18 protein-coding genes and 1 pseudogene are annotated in these 19,016 nt (G+C 70.1%); 10 read left to right on the top strand and 9 right to left on the bottom strand.

The annotated features are described in order from the left end of the window. Window positions 1-20 precede the first annotated feature (20 nt). Together ACFV7R_RS17735 and ACFV7R_RS17730 are read right to left on the bottom strand one after the other, a co-directional pair. Window positions 21-413, bottom strand: a complete 393-nt coding sequence (locus ACFV7R_RS17735) for a VOC family protein (protein ID WP_385264298.1) — start codon at window positions 411-413, stop codon at window positions 21-23. Then, window positions 410-712 carry an ArsR/SmtB family transcription factor gene (locus ACFV7R_RS17730; RefSeq protein WP_385264296.1) on the bottom strand — a complete coding sequence of 101 codons (303 nt, stop codon included), beginning with the start codon at window positions 710-712 and terminating at the stop codon, window positions 410-412. Before ACFV7R_RS17730 ends, ACFV7R_RS17735 begins: the two co-directional genes overlap by 4 nt. A gap of 88 nt (window positions 713-800) precedes the next feature. On the opposite strand from ACFV7R_RS17730, the gene ACFV7R_RS17725 reads away from it, so the two are divergent. After that, window positions 801-1,277 carry a PPOX class F420-dependent oxidoreductase gene (locus ACFV7R_RS17725; protein ID WP_224737193.1) on the top strand — a complete coding sequence of 159 codons (477 nt, stop codon included), beginning with the start codon at window positions 801-803 and terminating at the stop codon, window positions 1,275-1,277. Between the two features lie 4 nt (window positions 1,278-1,281). Here the strand turns inward: ACFV7R_RS17725 and ACFV7R_RS17720 are convergent, their stop codons facing one another. From ACFV7R_RS17720 to ACFV7R_RS17690, 7 genes are all read right to left on the bottom strand, one after another. Beyond that, on the bottom strand, window positions 1,282-2,043 hold the full coding sequence (locus tag ACFV7R_RS17720; protein WP_385264295.1) for a TetR/AcrR family transcriptional regulator: 762 nt from the start codon (window positions 2,041-2,043) through the stop codon (window positions 1,282-1,284). A 191-nt stretch (window positions 2,044-2,234) separates the two neighbouring features. Continuing rightward, window positions 2,235-3,722, bottom strand: a complete 1,488-nt coding sequence (locus ACFV7R_RS17715) for an MFS transporter (RefSeq protein ID WP_385264294.1) — start codon at window positions 3,720-3,722, stop codon at window positions 2,235-2,237. 103 nt (window positions 3,723-3,825) lie between these two features. Beyond that, on the bottom strand, window positions 3,826-5,967 hold the full coding sequence (locus ACFV7R_RS17710) for an ArnT family glycosyltransferase (protein ID WP_385264293.1): 2,142 nt from the start codon (window positions 5,965-5,967) through the stop codon (window positions 3,826-3,828). Further along, complete coding sequence (locus ACFV7R_RS17705) at window positions 5,964-7,430, bottom strand: glycosyltransferase (RefSeq protein ID WP_385264291.1); 1,467 nt, start codon at window positions 7,428-7,430, stop codon at window positions 5,964-5,966. Before ACFV7R_RS17705 ends, ACFV7R_RS17710 begins: the two co-directional genes overlap by 4 nt. Window positions 7,431-7,444: 14 nt before the next feature. After that, window positions 7,445-9,028: a sensor histidine kinase gene (locus tag ACFV7R_RS17700; RefSeq protein ID WP_385264290.1), complete on the bottom strand. Its 1,584-nt coding sequence runs from the start codon at window positions 9,026-9,028 to the stop codon at window positions 7,445-7,447. Further along, window positions 9,025-9,765 (bottom strand): response regulator transcription factor, encoded by a 741-nt coding sequence (locus tag ACFV7R_RS17695; RefSeq protein ID WP_385264288.1) that lies wholly within the window; start codon window positions 9,763-9,765, stop codon window positions 9,025-9,027. The genes ACFV7R_RS17700 and ACFV7R_RS17695 overlap by 4 nt, the downstream gene beginning before the upstream one ends. Window positions 9,766-10,028: 263 nt before the next feature. Continuing rightward, complete coding sequence (locus ACFV7R_RS17690; RefSeq protein ID WP_385264287.1) at window positions 10,029-10,922, bottom strand: DUF2797 domain-containing protein; 894 nt, start codon at window positions 10,920-10,922, stop codon at window positions 10,029-10,031. Between the two features lie 172 nt (window positions 10,923-11,094). Here ACFV7R_RS17690 and ACFV7R_RS17685 point away from each other — a divergent pair, with 172 nt between their 5' ends. The 9 genes and pseudogenes from ACFV7R_RS17685 to ACFV7R_RS17645 all read left to right on the top strand — a co-directional run bounded on the left by ACFV7R_RS17685 (window position 11,095) and on the right by ACFV7R_RS17645 (window position 18,878). Next, a complete protein-coding gene (locus tag ACFV7R_RS17685; RefSeq protein ID WP_385264285.1) occupies window positions 11,095-11,460 on the top strand; it encodes a sortase-dependent protein in 366 nt (121 codons plus the stop codon). Then, window positions 11,457-12,050: a class F sortase gene (locus ACFV7R_RS17680; RefSeq protein ID WP_385264283.1), complete on the top strand. Its 594-nt coding sequence runs from the start codon at window positions 11,457-11,459 to the stop codon at window positions 12,048-12,050. The genes ACFV7R_RS17685 and ACFV7R_RS17680 overlap by 4 nt, the downstream gene beginning before the upstream one ends. A gap of 44 nt (window positions 12,051-12,094) precedes the next feature. Continuing rightward, complete coding sequence (locus ACFV7R_RS17675; protein ID WP_129798683.1) at window positions 12,095-12,586, top strand: RNA polymerase sigma factor; 492 nt, start codon at window positions 12,095-12,097, stop codon at window positions 12,584-12,586. Continuing rightward, on the top strand, window positions 12,570-13,019 hold the full coding sequence (locus ACFV7R_RS17670; protein WP_385264281.1) for a hypothetical protein: 450 nt from the start codon (window positions 12,570-12,572) through the stop codon (window positions 13,017-13,019). Before ACFV7R_RS17675 ends, ACFV7R_RS17670 begins: the two co-directional genes overlap by 17 nt. Window positions 13,020-13,676: 657 nt before the next feature. Beyond that, window positions 13,677-13,937: a hypothetical protein gene (locus ACFV7R_RS17665; protein WP_385264280.1), complete on the top strand. Its 261-nt coding sequence runs from the start codon at window positions 13,677-13,679 to the stop codon at window positions 13,935-13,937. A 287-nt stretch (window positions 13,938-14,224) separates the two neighbouring features. After that, on the top strand, window positions 14,225-15,619 hold the full coding sequence (locus tag ACFV7R_RS17660) for an FAD-binding oxidoreductase (RefSeq protein ID WP_385264279.1): 1,395 nt from the start codon (window positions 14,225-14,227) through the stop codon (window positions 15,617-15,619). A 169-nt stretch (window positions 15,620-15,788) separates the two neighbouring features. Beyond that, complete coding sequence (locus ACFV7R_RS17655; protein ID WP_385264278.1) at window positions 15,789-16,586, top strand: ferritin-like domain-containing protein; 798 nt, start codon at window positions 15,789-15,791, stop codon at window positions 16,584-16,586. Next, window positions 16,583-16,807, top strand: a complete 225-nt coding sequence (locus tag ACFV7R_RS17650; protein ID WP_385264276.1) for a hypothetical protein — start codon at window positions 16,583-16,585, stop codon at window positions 16,805-16,807. The genes ACFV7R_RS17655 and ACFV7R_RS17650 overlap by 4 nt, the downstream gene beginning before the upstream one ends. A 464-nt stretch (window positions 16,808-17,271) precedes the next feature. After that, window positions 17,272-18,878 (top strand): annotated as a pseudogene (locus tag ACFV7R_RS17645) (alpha/beta fold hydrolase). Window positions 18,879-19,016: the final 138 nt, after the last annotated feature.

The following is a 19,016-nucleotide window of genomic DNA, read 5'->3' as shown; positions in this document are numbered from 1 at the left end:
ACAGCTGTTCACCAGGGCGCCTACTGCGGCTGTGTCGCGATCTGGATCAGGTTGCCGCAGGTGTCGTCGAAGACGGCGGTGGTGACGGGGCCCATCTCCACGGGCTCCTGGATGAAGCGGACGCCGAGGCCGCGCAGGCGCTCGTACTCCGCCTTCACGTCGTCGACGGCGAACTGGGCGAGCGGGATGCCGTCCTTGACGAGCGCGTCGCGGTAGGTCTTGACGGCCGGGTGGCCGGCGGGCTCCAGGAGGAGTTCGGTGCCGCCGGGCTCCTCGGGCGAGACGACGGTCAGCCACCGGTCCTTCTCGCCCACCGGGACGTCGTGCTTCTTCACGAAGCCGAGGATCTCGGTGTAGAAGCGCTCGGCCTTGGCCTGGTCGTCGACGAAGACGCTGGTCAGATGGATCTTCATGGGGTGCTCTCCTCCGGTCCGGATGCGCCGGGCACGTGCCATCGCTCGGCGATCTGCCGCAGCGGGGCTGTGTTCAGGTCGTGGAACTTGTAGCGGCCCTCCCGCCTGGTCTCGACGAGCCCGGCGGCCTCCAGCACGGCGAGGTGCTGGGAGACGGCCTGGCGCGAGATGCCGAGCTGATGCTTCATGCTCAGCCGTGAGCAGATCTCGAACAGTGTCTGTCCGGACTTCTCCGTGAGCTCGTCGAGGATGGTGCGGCGGGTGGGGTCGGCCAGGGCTTTGAAGAGTTCTTCGGCCACGACCACACCATAGGCAAGTGCACACTTGCCTATCAAGTCCGGGGATTCTTCCGCCGGCGCAGGCACGGGGGGAGCCTAAGCTGACGCCATGGCACCGAACATCGCGACCAACACCCGTGTCTCCCTGGACGAGCTGCTGGAGTTCGTACGTCCCCGGCACCGGGCCATCCTGTTCACCCGACGGGCCGACGGCAGTCCGCAGGCATCCCCGCTGACCTGCGGCGTCGACGACTCGGGGCGGATCGTGGTCTCGACCTACCCGGAGCGGGCCAAGACCCGCAACGCCAAGCGGGATCCGCGGGTCGGCGTTCTCGTCCTGAGCGACGACTGGAACGGGCCGTGGGTCCAGATCGACGGGACGGCCGAGGTCATCGACACGCCCGACTCGGTCGAGCCGCTCGTGGAGTACTACCGGAACATCGCCGGTGAGCACCCGGACTGGGACGAGTACCGGCAGGCCATGGTCAAGCAGGGCAAGTCGATCATCCGGGTCACACCGGAGCGGTGGGGTCCGGTGGCGACGGGGGGCTTTCCGGCGCGGCTGGTGTCCGGGACGGGGGACTGATCGGTCAGTCCCGCTCCACCATCGCCTCGATGCCCGCGACCAGCAGATCCAGGGCGAAGGTGAAGTCCCGGTCCAGCATCTCCGCGACCGTGTCGCCGCCGCGGGCCGCCATGATGTCCTTGGACTCCTGGATGACCTCGGCGGTCTCCGGCACCTCGGTCACCGAGCTCATGGCGTGCTGGAAGTAGTCGTCCGGGGTCATGCCGGAGTCCGCGACCCGGGCGAAGAAGTGGCCCTCGATCGTGCCGTACCCGTACACGAACTGGAAGACGGCCGAGATGGCGCCCGTGACGCCGCGCGCCGGCAGCCCGGTCTTGCGGATCACCCGCTGGACGACGCGGGAGAAGGCGAGGCTGTTGGGGCCGATGTTGAGGTACGTCCCGGCCAGCGGCGACAGCCAGGGGTGGCGCACCAACAGCGCACGGTACTCGGTGGCGAGCGCGCGCAGCTGGTCGCGCCAGTCCTCGTCGGCGTCCGGGTCGGGCAGCCGGAGCTCCCCGTAGGCGGCGTCGAGGGCGAGTTCGAGGAGGTCGTCCTTGGTGTCGACGTACCAGTAGACACTCATCGCGGTGACGTTCAGCTCGGCGGCGAGCCGGCGCATCGAGAACTTCGCCAGCCCCTCGGCGTCCAGCAGCCGCACCGTCACCGCGGTGATCCGCTCCCGGTCCAGTCCCGACGGCTGCCCGCCCCCACGCCCGCCGCGGGGTGCCTTGCCCTCCAGCCAGACACTGCTCCGCGCCGAACGCCCGGCCGCTGCCTTCGCCATGGGCGCACCTTCCTAGACACTCCGGTCAACTGGTCACAAGGCTAGGCTGCAACGCCGGTAAGGGGCGCGGGGCTGTATCGACATGCGGCTCCTCCCCCACTCTCGGCTTCGCTCGAGCGGGGGGACCCCACCGTGAGCGCGAACAACCACGACGATCCCGCAGCCGCAAGACGACAATGCCACCCGAGCTCTCACGCGTCTCGCTCCGCCCGGCGCAGCAGCACCGCCGCAAGCAACCCACCCAGCAACACAGCCACCGCCCCCACCAGCTGACTGCTCTCCAGTCCGGAGGAGAACGCGTCCAGGATCCGGCCCCGCTCCGCCTCGCCGTCCGCCGAGGACAGCGCCGCCGGCAACGAACTCGCCGCCACCGGAATCAACGCGGCGAACCGCGAGTTGAGCACCGCGCCGAGCACCGCAACCCCCAGCCCGTTCCCGAACTCCGCCAGCGTGCCGTTGATCCCCGCGCCGACACCCGCCTTGGCCGGCGGAATCGCGCTCATGATGGCGTGCGCCATGGCCGGGTTGGCGATGGCACACCCCGCGCCGATGAGCAGCAGTCCGAGCAGCGTGCCGGCATATCCGCCGGAGGCGAGCGTCGCGATCGACACCAGGCCGCCGGACATCAGCACCATGCCCAGCGCGATCGACACCGGCATGCCGAGCTTCGTCGTCCACTTGGCCGCCACACCGGTGAAGTTCAACGCCACCACGGTCAGCGCCAGGGGCGCCGTCCGCAGCCCCGCCTCCAGGGGGCCGTAGCCGAGCACGAACTGCAGATGCTGGGTGAGCAGGAACAGCGCCCCGCCCATCCCGAAGGTGATCAGCACCGCGCCGGCGACCGCTCCCGTGAACCGCTGGTTGCGGAAGAAGTGCAGGTCGAGCATGGGATACGGGATCCGGCTCTCCCAGTAGGCGAACGCGGCCAGCACCACGACCGCGACGGCCCCGCTCACCAGCACCCGGCCGGACGTCCAGCCGTGCTCGGGCCCGGAGATGATCGCGAACACCAGTGACGACATGCCGATGGTGGACAGCAGCGCACCGAGCAGGTCGGGCCGGTCGCCCTGCGGATTTTTCGACTCCGGTACGAGCGCCACGACCGCGGCCAGGCCGAGCGCCACGACCGGCAGGTTGATCAGGAAGATCGCGCCCCACCAGAAGTGGTCCAGCATGAAGCCGCCGATCAGCGGACCGCAGGCGAAGCCCAGCGCGTTGACCGCGCTCCAGATGCCGATCGCCTTGGCGTGCTCCTCCGGCGCGAAGATCTGCATCGCGACGGCGAGAGTCGTCGTCAGCAGCAGCGCGCCACCGACGCCCATACCCGCCCGGGCGGCGATCAACTGCCCGGTGGAGTCGGCCAGTCCGGCCACCAGCGAGCCGATGCCGAACAGGGCCAGGCCCGTGATCAGCATCTTCTTACGGCCGTAGCGGTCGGCGGCGCTGCCCGCGGTGAGCAGCAGACCCGACTGGACCAGTGAGTACGCGTTGATCATCCACTGGATGTCGGAGGTGGCCGCGCCCAACTCCTCGGTGAGGGAGGGGATCGCCACGTTCAGAACGGTGTTGTCGAGCAGCACGGTGAGCTGCGCGAGACAGATGACACCGAGGATCAGCCAGCGCTGCGGGTGGCCGCCCGGGGCTTGCTGCGGGGACTGCGCCTGGGAGGTCGTCGACATGTTGTACACCGTAGAACAGTTCCTATACGGCGTACAACACGGATTCCCGCCGTACGGAAGCGGAAGCGGAGAGCCGGTACGGCGGGAATCGGTCGGGAGTAGGTCAGCTGCTGCTCGAACTCGTCGGCTGCGTCAGGTCGTAGAAGGTGGCGGATCCCACCGTGACCTCCTTGAAGTTCTCCTCGACCCACGAGGTGATCTGCGAGGACGTACCGCTGCCGGAGCCGCCGCCCATGCCGCCGCCGGCGATGAAGTAGTGGATCCTGCCGTCCGCCACGTACTCCTTGAACTCGGCCAGCGTCGGCGACGGGTCGGTGCCGTTGAAGCCGCCGATCGACATCACCGGGTCGCCGGTGGACAGCTGGTAGCTCGCGGCGTTCTGGGCGCCGATGGCGGCGGCGACCCAGGTGTAGTCGCCGGATTTCTCCTCCAGCAGTTCCTTGGCCTCGTCGCTGACGGAGGCGCCGTTGAGCAGGCCGCCCATGCCGCCGGCGCCGCCCATGCCGCCGCCGTCACCGGTCCCGTTCTGCCGGCCCAGACCACCCTGCTGGCCCTGCTGGCCCTGCTGGCCCTGCTGGTTCTGGCCGGGGAAGCCGCCGGTCGGGGGCTGGCCCATGCCGCCGCCCTGCTGCTGTCCGTTCTGCTGGTTCTGTCCGTTCTGCTGGTTCTGCTGACCCGGCATGCCACCGCCACCGGGCCCGCCGCCCATGCCTCCACCGCCCGGACGGCCGCCGCCCATGCCGCCCTGGACGGACGGGCCCGCGGTCACGATCGACCCCGTGTGGCCCTCGCCCAGCGTGGTGAGCGTGTACGCGGTCGGCCCGGCCAGCCCGGCGACGAAGCCCAACGCGACGACAGCCCGGGCGAGTTGCCGCCCAAGTCGGCCCACGAAGACCAGGCCGAGCGCGGCGACCAGACCGCCGGCGAGGACGAGCCACTTCAGCCACGGGTAGTAGTCGGAGGAGCGGTTGAGCAGGACGTATCCCCAGGCCGCGGTGGCCGTCATCGCGGCCGCCAGCGTCAGCGACACCCGCATCCGGCCGCGTTCCTGCCAGAGCAGCGCGGCGCCCATGCCGATCAGCGGGGCGATGCAGGGGGCGAGGGCGACGGTGTAGTACTCGTGGAAGATGCCCTGCATGAAGCTGAAGATCACCATGGTGATCAGCAGCGAGCCGCCCCAGAGGAGGAAGCCGGCGCGGACGGTGTCGGTCCGCTGCAGCTTCCGTGTCAGGACCAGGGCCGCCACCAGCAGGATCAGCGCGGCCGGAATCAGCCACGAGATCTGACCGCCGATGGACGAGCTGAACATCCGGTCCCAGCCGGTCTCACCCCAGCCGCCGCCCCCGACGCTGCCGGTCTCCTCGCCGTTGATGCGGCCGAGGCCGTTGTAGCCGAAGGTCAGCTCCAGGAAGGAGTTGTTCTGCGAGCCGCCGATGTACGGGCGGGAGGACGCAGGCCACAGCTCGACGACCGCCACCCACCAGCCGCCGGCGACGACCATGGCGAGACCGGCGAGGAGCACCTGCCCGATGCGCTTCCTCAGGCTCGTCGGCGCGAGGACGACGTACACCAGGGCGAGCACCGGCAGGATCAGGAACGCCTGCAGCGTCTTGACCAGGAAGGCGAGGCCGATCGCGGTGCCCGCCCACACCAGCCACTTCGTCTGCGCCTTCTCCAGGGCGCGCTGGGTGCAGTACACGGCGGTCGCCATCAGCAGGGCGAGGGCCGCGTCCGGGTTGTTGAACCGGAACATCAGCGCGGCGACCGGCGTGAGCGCGAACACCGCCATCGTGACGAACCCGGCGCCGGCGGAGAACCGGCGGCGCACGGACGCGTACAGCACGCCCGCCGTCGCGACCGCCATCAGCACCTGCGGGAACAGGATCGCGAACGAGTTCAGTCCGAAGAGCCGCACCGACAGGGCCATCGGCCACAGCGAGGCGGGGGGCTTGTCGACGGTGATGGCGTTCGCCGCGTCCAGCGAGCCGAAGAAGAACGCCTTCCACGACTGGCTGCCGGCCTGGACGGCCGCGGAGTAGAAGGAGTTGGCGTAGCCGGAGGCGGTGAGGTTGTAGGTGTACAGCGCGCCGATGGCGAGGAGGGTGGCCAGGAACACGGGGCGGATCCAGCGCGGATCCTCGGGCCGACCGCGCCAGAGCCGTCGTACGAAGTTCTGCCCGGGTTCGTCGGGCGCGGGCGGCGTCGGTGTGTCGGCCGGCGGAGCCGGCACGGTCGTTGTCGTCATCGGAAGTCCCTCGGGTCGGTGTCGTTCGGGCGCACCGGCTGCAGCTGCACCGTTGCGTCCCCCCAGGTGGTGCGGTCCGCGGCGGAACCGGCGCGGAAGTGGTCTGTGCCGTACGGCTGGTGGGCCCTGGCCGAGCGGTGGGGCAGCGGCGGGTGCGGCTGGTGCGGGGTGGGCGAGTGGTAGGGGGTGGTGGGCGAGGTGACGGCCGTCGACGCGTCCTGCTCACGCCGGTCCGGGAAGACCCACGCCCGGAAGAGCAGGAATCGCAGCACCGTCGCCGCGAGGTTGGCGGCGATCAGGACGGCCAGCTCCGTGGAGTGACCGGGGTGGGAGGTCGCCGCGTTCAGGGCGGCGAGGGAACCGCTGGTCAGGACCAGGCCGATACCGAAGACGACCAGGCCCTGCGCCTGGTGCTTGACGGCACCGCCACGGCCGCGCACGCCGAAGGTGAGCCGCCGGTTGGCCGCGGTGTTGGCGACCGCGGAGACCAGCAGCGCGAGCGCGTTGGCGAGCTGCGAACCGGTGAAGCCGCGGAAGGCGGTGTAGAGCAGCAGGTAGAAGAGGGTGGACAGACCGCCGACCACACAGAAGCCGAGCAGCTGCCGGGCCAGCCCCCTGGGCACGTCGGTCAGCTCGCGATCGCGCGGATCGTCGCCGAAGGGCCTGGTCAGCCGGTCCAGCGGCAGCGAACCGGTGGCCAGCGCCCTGCCCACCCGCCACACGCCCTTGAGATCCTCGGTCGCCGTCTTCACGATGTGCACCGTCGAGTCGGGGTCGTCGACCCAGTCGACGGGCACCTCGTGGATCCGCAGGCCTGCCCGCTCGGCGAGCACCAGCATCTCGGTGTCGAAGAACCAGCCGGTGTCCTCCACCAGCGGCAGCAGCACCTGGGCGACATCCCTGCGGATCGCCTTGAAGCCGCACTGCGCGTCCGAGAAGCGGGCCTGGAGCGAGCCGCGCAGGATGAGGTTGTACGAGCGGGAGATGAACTCCCGCTTCGCGCCGCGCACCACGCGTGAGGAGCGGGCCAGCCGGGAGCCGATCGCCAGGTCCGAGTGGCCGGAGATCAGCGGCGCCACCAGCGGCAGCAGCGCGTTGAGGTCGGTGGACAGGTCGACGTCCATGTACGCGAGGATCGGGGCGTCCGAGGCCGACCAGACGGTGCGCAGTGCGCGCCCGCGGCCCTTCTGCTCCAGCCGGAAGGACTGGACCTCCGCAAGCTGCGCCTCCAGCCGTGCCGACACCTGAGGTGTGGTGTCCGTCGACGCGTTGTCCGCGATCGTGATGCGGAAGGGGTACGGGAAGGTGCGCGCGAGGTGCTGGTGCAGCCGCAGCACACACGGCTGGAGGTCCTTCTCCTCGTTGTGGACGGGAATCACTACGTCCAGGACAGGCGTACCGGCTGGTGCGGCCGGGAGGTGCTCCCGCGCTGGCAGGGTGCCGGGAGAAGAGTCGGTTCGCATGGGAACGACTCTTGTCAAGCCCCCTGTTGCACCCGTGTGCTGACGCTGTGCTGTGCCTGTGAGTGCGACTGCCAGTTCGTTTCGGCGACCGGCTGGGGCGCCGACGCCGGCAGATACACCGTGAACACGGTCCGTCCGGGCACGCTGTCCACGGTCACCGCACCGCCGTGCGCGCTCGCCACCGCCTGCACGATGGCAAGGCCCAGACCGGTCGAACCGGTGGCGCGGGAGCGCGCGGAGTCGCCGCGGGCGAACCGTTCGAAGACGTGCGGGAGCAGGTCGGCCGGGATGCCCTGGCCGTTGTCCTCGACGTCGACGCACATCCAGGGGCCGCGCCGCTGCACGCGCGCGGTGACCGTCGTACCCGGCGGGGTGTGTTTGCGGGCGTTGCCGAGCAGGTTGATGAGCACCTGCTGGAGCCGTGCCGCGTCCCCGGAGACCAGGGCCGGTTCGTCGGGCAGGTCGAGACGCCAGTTGTGCTCCATGCCGGCCGCACGGGCATCGCTGATGGTGTCCACGACGAGCGGTACGAGATCGGTCTGCTCGAACTGCAACGGCCGCCCGGCGTCCAGGCGCGCGAGCAGGAGCAGGTCCTCGACGAGGAGAGTCATCCGGCCGGCCTCGGACTCGATACGGCCGAGCGCGTGCCGGGTGTCGGGACCGACCTGTTCCCTTCCGCGTCTGGTGAGTTCGGCGTACCCGCGGATGGATGCCAGCGGCGTGCGCAGCTCATGACTGGCGTCCGCGACGAACTGCCGTACCCGCGTCTCGCTCTGCTGCCGTGCGTGCAGGGCGCCGTGCACATGGTCCAGCATCCGGTTCAGTGCGGCGCCGACCTGGCCGACCTCGGTGTGCGGGTCGGTCTCGGACTCGGGGACGCGCTCGCTGAGGTTGACCTCGCCGGTGTGCAGGGGGAGTTCGGAGACGCGGGTGGCGGTGGCGGCGACCTTGCGCAAGGGCCGGGTCGCGACACCGACGAGCAGATATCCGGCGATGACGGCCGCGCCGAGACCGGCGGCGGTGACGCTGACCTCGACGAGGATCAGGGTGTTGATGGTGCCGTCGACCGTTTCGGTCGGCAGGGCGATGTAGTAGTTGTTGCCGTCGTTGCCCTGGACGTACTGCACCAGATACTCACCGAGGCCGGGGACGGTCACGGTGTGGTGGCCCGTTGTGGGTACGTCGGCGAACACGGCCCGCTGGGCCGCGGTCAGCTCGGTGGCCTTCACCCGCTTGAAGCCGTCGGACTCCTGCTCGGCGACCACCGCCCTGGTGATCGCGCCGTTCGCACCGACCTGCACAGCCACGGTGTCCGGCTGCGTCGGGCCGTTGGTGATGAAGCCGTCGAGCCGGTCCTGGCCCAGGGCGAGCTCCTTGTCCAGTTTCCCGGGCGGGGGCCCCGAGAGTCGCTTTCCGGCCTCGACGACCTGCCCGTTCAGCTGGTCGTACAGATGGGACCGCAGCGCCAGCGTGGTCACGGTGCCGATCACCGAGCAGACCACGGCGATCAGCACCAACGACGCGACGACGAGCCGCGTCCGCAGCGTGCGCGGCTTGCCTGCGCGCTTGCCCGCCCGCGGCCGTCGTCGCCGGCTCATGACGCCGCAGGCTTGATCAGATAGCCCGCCCCACGCCGGGTGTGGATCATCGGCTCGCGCCCGGCGTCGATCTTCCGGCGCAGGTACGAGATGTACAGCTCGACGACATTGGCCTGCCCGCCGAAGTCGTACGACCAGACCCGGTCGAGGATCTGCGCCTTGCTCAGCACGCGCCGCGGATTGCGCATGAGGAAGCGCAGCAGCTCGAACTCGGTGGCGGTGAGGTGGATGTTCTCGCCGGCCCTGGTCACCTCGTGACTGTCCTCGTCGAGGGTGAGGTCACCGACGACGAGCATGGAGTCGGACCGCCGGTCGGCGGCACCGGACCGGCGTATCAGCCCGCGCAGCCGTGCGACGACCTCCTCGAGGGAGAACGGCTTGGTGACGTAGTCGTCGCCTCCGGCGGTGAGCCCGGCGATGCGGTCCTCGACGGCGTCCTTCGCGGTCAGGAACAGCACCGGCACGTCCGGCAGTTCCCGCCGAAGCCGCCCGAGAACGGCCAGCCCGTCCATGTCGGGCAGCATCATGTCGAGGACGACGGCATCGGGCCGGAACTCACGCGCGGCCTGGACGGCACCCTGGCCGTCCCCCGCGCTCCGGATCTGCCAGCCCTCGTAACGCAGGGCCATGGACAGCAGCTCGGTGATCGACAGCTCGTCGTCCACAACAAGCACCCGGACGGGGCTCCCGTCCGGCCTCAGCAGTTCGGTGCGCCCTTGGGGCGAGGTCGTGGTCATGATGGACACCATGAAGGCGCGCTCTGAGAGCGCCCTTTCGACAACCTGTGATTTCCCTGAGAAGCACACAGGCACCTCTCAGGAGGCTCCTGGGAACGCCGGGGCAGGGCGCGGGAGGGACCGCGGAGACCGCAGGACCGCGGAGGCCGCGGAGGCCGCAGAGACCGCAGAGACCGCAGAGACCGCAGAGACCGCAGAGACCGCTTGCGAGCGGATCACCACAAGCCATCACGGCCCACCTGCGCCATCACAGCCCGCCCGCATCAGAACAACCCGTCCTGCACCCCGCCCCCTCCCCCTCCCTTGAGCTCCCGCACCGGCACGGACGTCTCCCCGCCCGCGCCCCCGCCACCGACCGGAACCAGCTCCCACCCGGTCATCAGCCGCGTGTCCAGAACGACGACGCCCCTCCCTCCGGTCGCCAGATGCAGATCAGGCCCGGCGGCAGCCACCAACTCCCCACTCACCACCCCACCGGCGACGAGCTCGCTCACCTCCCCGACCGCGCGCGGCGCCCCCTCCAGCCCGAACGCCCGCACATGATCCACCGCTCGGAACGGCTCCCGCGCCAGCGACTCCGGCCACCCGCCGAGCGTCACCGCCCGCCCGTGCAGCTCTCGGATCTCCGCCGCCCGCTCCGCCTCCGTCCCCGGCAGCACGGCCCGTACCGCCCGCTTCTCGGCGTACGGAATCCGGTCCGGCACCCGCAGCGCGGCCCGCAACAGCTCCTCGGCCCGCCGCGCCGCCATCAACGGTCCGGCACCGAGCCAGCTGAAACAGACCGCCCCCTGCTCCAGCAACCGGGCCGATCCCCGCTCGACAGCAGTGATCCCCACCTTCACCATCCCCGGACCGAACCACGCGAGGTACACGTGATACGGCCGCGGATCGTCGGGAACCGCATCGGCCGCCACGGAGTGCGCCCGGTCCAACCGCGCACACTCCTCGCACCGCGCCCCGGTACTGCGTCCCGGCACGCCGGCCCTCCCCGGACACGCATGCCCCCGCGCACCCACGCACGTCCGCACACCCCCCTCCACGACCCCGAAGGCCACCCGTTTCCCCCAGGCCAGCGCGCTCGCGCGCCCCCCGCTCCACACCAACTCGGGCCCACCGGCCGCCCACCGCAGCCCCGAGCACCGCCACATCTGTGCCATTGCCTCCGAGCGTAGGGGCAGCCACTGACAATGCCCCTGTTACGCCCTCTGACCAGCCAACCAACCGCTTTGCCAGCTCTTTACAACCTGCTCCGCCGCCGCCTCGTCTCTCCGCTCGATCCGTCACTCACCCCGCCGCATCCCGGGCGGCCCGACGATTGAGAGCGATTCAATGCGCCGAACTGTCCTCAGCGCCATGGCACTTGCGTGCACCGCGGTACTGGCGAGCACCGCACCCGCGTTCGCCGACGGGCCGTCCCCGGCCCCCACGGCCCACCCGACCCGTCCCCCGGCCACCACCGACCCGGCCCCCACCGCCGAACCGACCCGCCCTCCGGCCACCACCGGCCCGACCCCGGCGCCGGCCGAGAGCCAGGTCTCCGTCGTACCGAGCGGCGCGCCCGACACCGGAGTGATGGCGGCCTCCAAGCGGTCCGGGACCGATGACGGGGTGATCGGCGGCGCCGCTGCCGCGGTGCTCGGCGTCGGCGGCGCCGCGTTCTTCGTCGTACGCCGCCGCCGGGCGACCGGAGCATGACCCCGCTCTCCAGGCGCGCGTTCGCCACCGCCGCGACGGCCTCGCTGCTCATGGGCTGCAGCGGCCGGGCCACGACCGCAAGCCCCCGGAGCCCGCAGCAGCGGCCCACCGTGAAGCCGGCGCAGGCGCTGGGGCGTTCGACCCCGGTCAGGCTGCGGATCCCGGCCATCGGCGTCGACACCCCGGTCATGCAGCTGGGGTTGGCGCCGGACGGCACTGTGCAGGTGCCGCCCATCACGGCGGACGACCGGGCGGGGTGGTACCGGCACTCGCCGACACCGGGTCAGATCGGCCCGTCGGTCATCCTCGGCCATGTCACGGTCAGCCCCTACGGGGACGGGGTCTTCCGTCACCTCGCACGCCTGCACCGGGGCGACCGGATCGTCGCGCGTCTGGAGAACGGCACGGCGGCGGTGTTCACCGTCAGCACCGTACGGACGGTGGCCAAGGCGGACTTCCCGGCCGACGACGTCTACGGGAACGTGAACCGTCCGGAACTACGTCTGATCACGTGCGGCGGCCCCCGCACCGGCGACGAGTACCGCGACAACGTGATCGCCTTCGCCACGCTGAGCGCCACGACTTCCTGAGCACGTCTGCCCACGACGACGTGCCCTCACGACCATGGAGAGCGTTGAAACGGTCCCGCGACAAGGCAGCGTCCGAGCTGTTCGCCGCCCTCTACCCGCGTCTCGCCGGCTGGTGCCGCCGTCTCGTCGACGACGACGAGACGGCCCACGAGATCGCCTCGGAGGCGTTCACCCGGCTCTGGGCCCGCTGGACGTCCGTGGAGGAACCCCGCGGCTTCCTCTACGTCACCGCGGCCAACCTCGTCCGGGACCACTGGCGCAAGCTGGAGCGCGAGCGCAGGGCCATGCGCCGTGCGACCACGGAAGCCGCCGTCCGCCCCCACCCCGAACAGGCCGACCCCTCCGTACGCCTGCTCGTGCAGTCCCTGCCGGAACGACTCCGCGTCCCGATCCTCCTCCACTACTACGCTGACATGCCGATCCGGGAGGTGTCCGTGCTGACCGGACGCAAGGAAGGAACCGTCAAGGCCGACCTCCACGCGGCCCGCGAACTGCTCCGCGCCCACCTGAGGAGAAGCCTTGACCACACGCTTTGACGACGGCCCGGAGTTCGACCCCGACGACCCCCTCGCGGTGCTCCTGCGGCCCCCCTCCGACCACCTCGGCCCACCCCCGGGCCGATACGAGGCGATCCGCCGCGCCGCGACCCGCCGCCGCCTGCTCTGCACCGCCGCCGGGGTCGGCGTGTCCTGCGCGGTCGCCGCCCTCATCGCACTCCCCCTCCATCTGGCGGCACCCGAGACACCCCGATCCCCGACGGTCCCTCTCGCGCCCCCACCCGCGAGCGGCCCTGCGACGCCGCCTCCCTCCACTCCCTCGCCGTCCCGCCCCCCGTCAACGCGGCCCGAGCCCGCCACCCCTCGCCCCACCACAAGCCCTCTGCCCGACGAACCCGGCACCCCGACCAGCCCGGCACTCCCCACTCAGGAACCGTCGGTGACACCGACCTCAGCGCGGGTCGAACCGTGAGCGAGCCGGCCCAGGACCTCCCTGGGCCGACCCGGAGGATTCAGCACACCCGCATACCCTGGCGGTATCCCGCTCTGAAGCCGTCCCTGAAGCCCCGTCGATAGTCCCGATAGTCCTGGTACCGATCCGGAACAGCGGCGGCTCGTCGGTAGTTGTCGTCGTACCGGTCGCGCCAGTCATGCCGGTCGTACCGATGGCAGTCCCGCAGGCCCACGCGGAATCCGAATCGGAAGCCGTCCCTGAAGCCCCGCCGGTAGTCCCGGTCCCGGTACTGCTCAGGGGCGGTGGAAGCTGTACTGACCTGAGTCTGGCTCGGTGTGGCCGCGGCTGCTTGCTGAACGCTGACCGGAGTGAGGACGACGGTTGCGGCGATAAGAGCCGAGCTCAGGGCGACGACCCGTCGTCTGTTCGAAGCGGGCATATCTACCCCCTCTGGGGTGGAATTCACATACGGTCAAATCTCACTGTAATCACCCATATGGGGTACGCAACCGGTGCAGACGGGTGATCCTCGCCCGCCAAGTTGCCGCGGAGCGAGGCGTCTGATGGGGACCCGTCCCGGGCCCGTGATGGGACGATGCCCCTGCGGATCCGCGAGCAAGAGGAGATCGCGCCTGTCCGCTGTGGAGACATCGGCCCGCGACGGGAGCTGACCCGATGAAGCACCGCACCGCCGCCACTGCTCCTGCGACCCTCCTCGCCGCCGCCCTCCTCACCCTCGTGACCGCGTGCGGCTACGAGGAGGGACCGCCAGGACGCGTCATCGACAAGAAACGCACGTACACGGGCATGGGGGCCGAGATCAACGAGCTCACCGTACGCACGTCGGACGGCGAGGAGGAGACGTTCTTCGTGACCCGTGACGACTACGACTCCTGCTACCGCGGCTCTTCCTACCCTGCCTGCACCGAGCGCTGACCGAACAGCAGGGACAGCCGGTCGACTTGCACCGGTGTCATCGCGGATCTCCTGCTCCCACCCCGGTGACTGACGGCTCATCACCTGCGAGCACCACCGGCCCCTCTCCCGCTCCGGTCGGACGACCTTCACGAGAGACGACAACGGAAGCCGACGCCCTGCTGAGGGTACGGATTGCAGGGCACCCGAGTCGGCGGGACGCTGGTCAGGTGAGCACCGCGGTGTGCGGCGGGCGGATGCCGGGGCTGTGGCGGCCGACCAACCAGTGAGCCGGGTGGGAGATCTCCATGAACACCTCAACTCTGGAAGCCATGAGGACCGCGCTGCGCGGCCCGGTCACAGGGCCCCAGGACCCCGACTACGACCAGGACCGCAAGGTCTACAACGCGATGATCGACAAGCGTCCGGCCGCGATCGCCCACTGCGTCGATGCCGGGGATGTCATCGCCGCCATCAAGGTCATCCGTGATCAGGGCCTGGAACTGGCCGTCCGGGGAGGCGGGCACAGCGGCCCCGGCCTCTGCCTCGTGGACGGCGGTGTCACCATCGATCTGTCCCCGATGCGGTGGGTACGCGTCGACCCTGCCGCCAGGACCGCCCAGGTCGGCGGCGGCAGCCAGCTCGGCGACCTCGATCACGCCACCCACGCCTTCGGGCTCGCGACCCCCTCGGGCATCATCTCCATGACGGGCGTCGGGGGCCTGACACTGGGCGGCGGCCACGGCTACCTCACCCGCAAGCACGGCCTGACGGTGGACAACCTGCTCGCAGCCGACGTCGTACTGGCCGACGGCAGCTTCGTCACCGCGAGCGAAACCGAACACCCGGACCTGTTCTGGGCCCTGCGCGGTGGCGGCGGCAACTTCGGGGTCGTGACCTCGTTCACGTACCGCCTCCACCCGGTGGACACGATCGGGTTCGGAATCACCGTGTGGCCGGTCGACCGGACCCCTGAGGTGCTGACGTGGTACCGCGACTTCCTTCCGCAGGCACCGGAGGACGTCTACGGCTTCCTGACGATCTTCACCATCCCGCCGGCCCCGCCGTTCCCGGAGGAGATCCACGGCCTGAAGGTGTGCGGCGTCGTGTGGTGTCACACCGGTGACCTGAGCCGCTTCGAGGAGGCGCTCACGCCGGCGCAGGAGCCGGGACCGCCTGCCTTCCACTTCACGTCACCGGTGCCGTACCCCGCGCTGCAGAGCACTCTCGACGAACTGATCCCCACCGGATACCAGTGGTACTGGCGCGGCGACTTCTTCGACAGCATCCCGGACGCCGCCGTCGCCGTACACCTCAAACACGGCGAGAACCTCCCCACCCCGCTGTCGCTGATGCACCTGTACCCCGTCGACGGCGCCGCCCACCGAGTGGGCCCCGACGACACCGCATGGGGCTACCGGGATGCCGTCTGGTCCGGCGTCTTCGCCGGTGTCGATCCCGATCCGGCCAATGCCGAGACCATCAGGCGGTGGTGTGTCGACTACTGGGAGGAGATGCACCCGTACTCCATGGGCGGCTCGTACGTGAACTTCCTCGGCGAGGGCGAGGCCCCGGGCCGGGTCCGTGCCACATACCGCAACCACTACGACCGCCTCGCCCAGGTCAAGCGGACCTACGACCCGGACAACATCTTCCACGCCAACCAGAACATCACCCCCGCCGCACAACCGGAATCCGCTTGAAGCACCGCCTCCACGTGGCCTTGCCTCGGTGGCGCCGGTGCACGCGTACCGGCTGGTCCCGAAGGCCCACAGGACCGAAGGCCGTCGGGCGGCAGCGGAACGGTCTGGTGTCTGTCGGCGTCGTCCCTCTCCGGGACACGGTGGCCGTGTCCCGGAGAGGGGTGACCGAGTGGATACGGGCGAGTTCGCCAAGTGGACACAGCGGTTCGAGGACGAGGGGGAGCGCAGGCACGCCCGGAGTGACCCGGACTGGGGGCGCGGGGCGACGCTGCATCCGGCGGTGTGGGCCAGTATTCAGCGCTTCCAGGTAGGCGAGGACGGTGATGGCGCGAACCTGGTCGGCAAAGCGGACCAGGCCGGCGACGCCGACTATGCGCAGGCGGTCCGGCTCTTCATCGCCGAGGAACAAAACCACGCCCGTCTACTCGCTCGGCTGCTGGCTGCGGGTGGCATACCGCCGTTGGCCGGCCACTGGAGCGACACGGTCTTCGTACGGTTGCGGCGTCTCATGGGCCTGCGCATGGAACTGCTGGTGCTGATGATCGCGGAAGTGGTGGCGCTGCGTTATTACCGGGCCCTGCGCGATGGTGCCCAGGATTCGCTCACCTCGGATGTGGCGGGACGGATTCTGTCCGACGAGCAGCGCCACGTCCCGTTCCACTGTGAGCGGCTGCACGCCTCCCTGGCAGAACTGCCCCGCACAATGCGCCGCCCGGTGATGGCCCAGTGGCGGCTTCTCCTGCTCGCGGTCTCCCTCGTCGTTGCTGCTGACCACGGCCCGGCGTTGCGCCGGCTCGACCTCGGGCGCCTTCGTTTTGTGCTCGATGTCATGGCATCGTCCGACGCGGTGGTCTCCGCGGTGTTGGTGCCCCCGCCCCGCTGCATGGCCGAGCGTGGATTGACGACCGACAGCCCTGCCTGCCCACCTCCTGGCTTGCCGGCACAGCCCCTCCGCGCCGCACCGTGACGTTTGAGCATGCAGGTGCGCTGGGTAATGAGCGGATCGTTTCCGCCGCGCTGGATCCCACCTTGCGGCTCGCTCTCATCCGCGGGCTTCGCGGGCCGCTCGGCGACGAAGGAGCCGAGGCCGGGCTCGGTGTAAATGAGACCTTCTCGTCGCAGACCCTGGAGAACCTTCTGAGCGGCCGCAGCAGCGATCCCGAACTCGGCAGTGATCTGGATGACTGACGGCACTCGCGTCCGCGAGGGATACGTCCCGTCCTGGATGCGACGCAACAGAGGAGGCCCCCGTGCGGTCGTCGCTGGGCCAGCCGGTCTTTGATCAGGTGTCGGCGGGCGCTTTCTGTCACGCGGCGGCGTCAGTCGGCACGGCGACAGGGTGGCACAGCCTGGCCGTATCACTCAGCGCGATTCACGCATTCGGCCCCCTCGGACCGCCCTGCGAACACAGCACGTGATGGACTGATGACACAGCGGGGTGCAAAAGGCGGCAGACCGCTCCGGGACAGGCCCCGGGCACGGCTCGGCAGACGGGAGGCGCCGGGGGGACCGATCCCGACGCCGGGTGTCCCGAGTCCGTTGTGAAGCCGCATCCGACAGGCCCATGCATCGCACGGGCGCACCAGGAAGGCGTGGCGATGATCGCTGTCCGAGACACTGGCCGAATACCCAGGCGGAGGCTGCGCGGCGGGATGGCGGCGCTGGGTGCCTGCGGGGTGCTGTCGACCGCCCTGTACGCCGGCTCGCCTGCAACAGCCCCCGCGACGCGGCCGGCCGGGGCGCACGAAGGCGGCGGGGTCGAATCCCCCACCACCTCTGTGTCCGCGAGCCCGGGCGCATCCCTGCCCGAATCGCTCACCGGACAGAAGCCGGACTGGAAGAGCTGCCCGGCCCCCACGACCCTGCAGGGCGCGGATGCCGGAGCGCCAGAAAAGCTGCCGGACGGCACGCCCTGGGAGTGCGCCACCCTCAAGGTCCCGCTCGACTACGCCGATCCGGGCGGCGACACCATCGATCTGGCCTTGATCCGCGCGAAGGCGCGCCCGGAAGACGGACAGACGCGCATCGGCTCACTTGTCTTCAACTTCGGCGGCCCCGGAGAGTCCGGCGTTTCCGTCCTCCCCCAGGCCGTGAAGGACTACCGCGATCTGCACGCCCGCTAAGACCTGGTGAGCTTCGACCCGCGCGGCGTCGGCGCCAGCGCGCCTGTGCGCTGCCTGAACGACAAGGCCACTGACGCCGCGTACCAGGTCGACGGCACCCCCGACAACGACAAAGAGCTGAAGGCCGCCCTCGCGCTCTTGGACAAGTCCGTGGCGGCCTGCGAAAAGAACTCGGGCAAGGTCCTTCCGCACGTCGGCACGACCAACGCGGCCCGCGACATGGACCTGCTGCGTCAAGTCCTCGGCGACGACAAACTCCACTACTTCGGCGCCTCGTACGGCACCGAACTCGGCGGGGTCTACGCCCACTTGTTCCCCAGAACGTGGGCCAGGCCGTTCTCGACGCCGTCGTCGACCCCACCCAGGACGGTGCGCAGAAACTCCTCGCCCAGACCAAGGGCTTCCAGCTCGCGCTGGACAACTACTTGGAGGACTGTGCGTGGGAGCCGGGCTGTCCGACCGGCAGCAGCGTCGAGGAGGGCCGTAGGAAGATCACCGATCTGCTGAAACGGCTCGACGCACGGCCGCTGCCCACCGACGACGGCCGCAAGCTGACCCAGGACATGGCGGAAGCCGCCATCTCTCAGACCCTCTACTCCCAGGACAGCTGGCCCTACCTGACGCAGGCCCTCCAGGAAGCCGAGCAGGAGAAGACCGGGAACACGCTGCTCCTCCTCTTCGACTTGTACGTCGAACGCGACTCCAACGGCCACTACAGCAATCTGTTTCCCGCCCTCAAGGCGATCAGCTGCGCGGACAGCGAGCAGCGCTACACGGTCGACGACGTGAAGGCGAAGCTGCCCGAGTTTCGCAAGGCCTCCCCAGTCTTCGGTGAGTCCGCGGCCTGGGGCCTGATCTGGTGTACCGACTGGCCGGTCAAGGGCGAGGCCAGGGATCCTCAGGTCGCCGCCGAGGGCTCCCCGCCGATCCTCCTCGTCGGTACCACCGGCGATCCGGCCACCCCGTACGAGGGAACCCGGCGGATGGCCGACGGGCTCGGCGGAGACGTCGGCGTGGAGCTTATTTACCAGGGGCAGGGGCACGGAGCGTACGGCACCAGCAGCTGTGTGACGAACACGGTGAACGCCTATCTGCTCGACGGCAAGGTGCCGAAGGACGGCACGGTCTGCGAGTAGCGGCAGACCGGCGGGCCGCTCACCCGTCGCGGGCCGGGGAAGCCCCTCCGAACCCTTGGCGGTGGGGGACGGACCCAGGTCAGTAGACCGGCTTCCGGCTCGATCTGGTTGACCCAGCCGATCATGCCGCCGACGTGC

The organism is Streptomyces sp. NPDC059866, from assembly GCF_042731325.1.
Classification (GTDB): domain Bacteria; phylum Actinomycetota; class Actinomycetes; order Streptomycetales; family Streptomycetaceae; genus Streptomyces; species Streptomyces flavusporus.
Note: the sequence above shows the minus strand (reverse complement) of the source record. Positions and strands in the feature narration are given on the sequence as shown.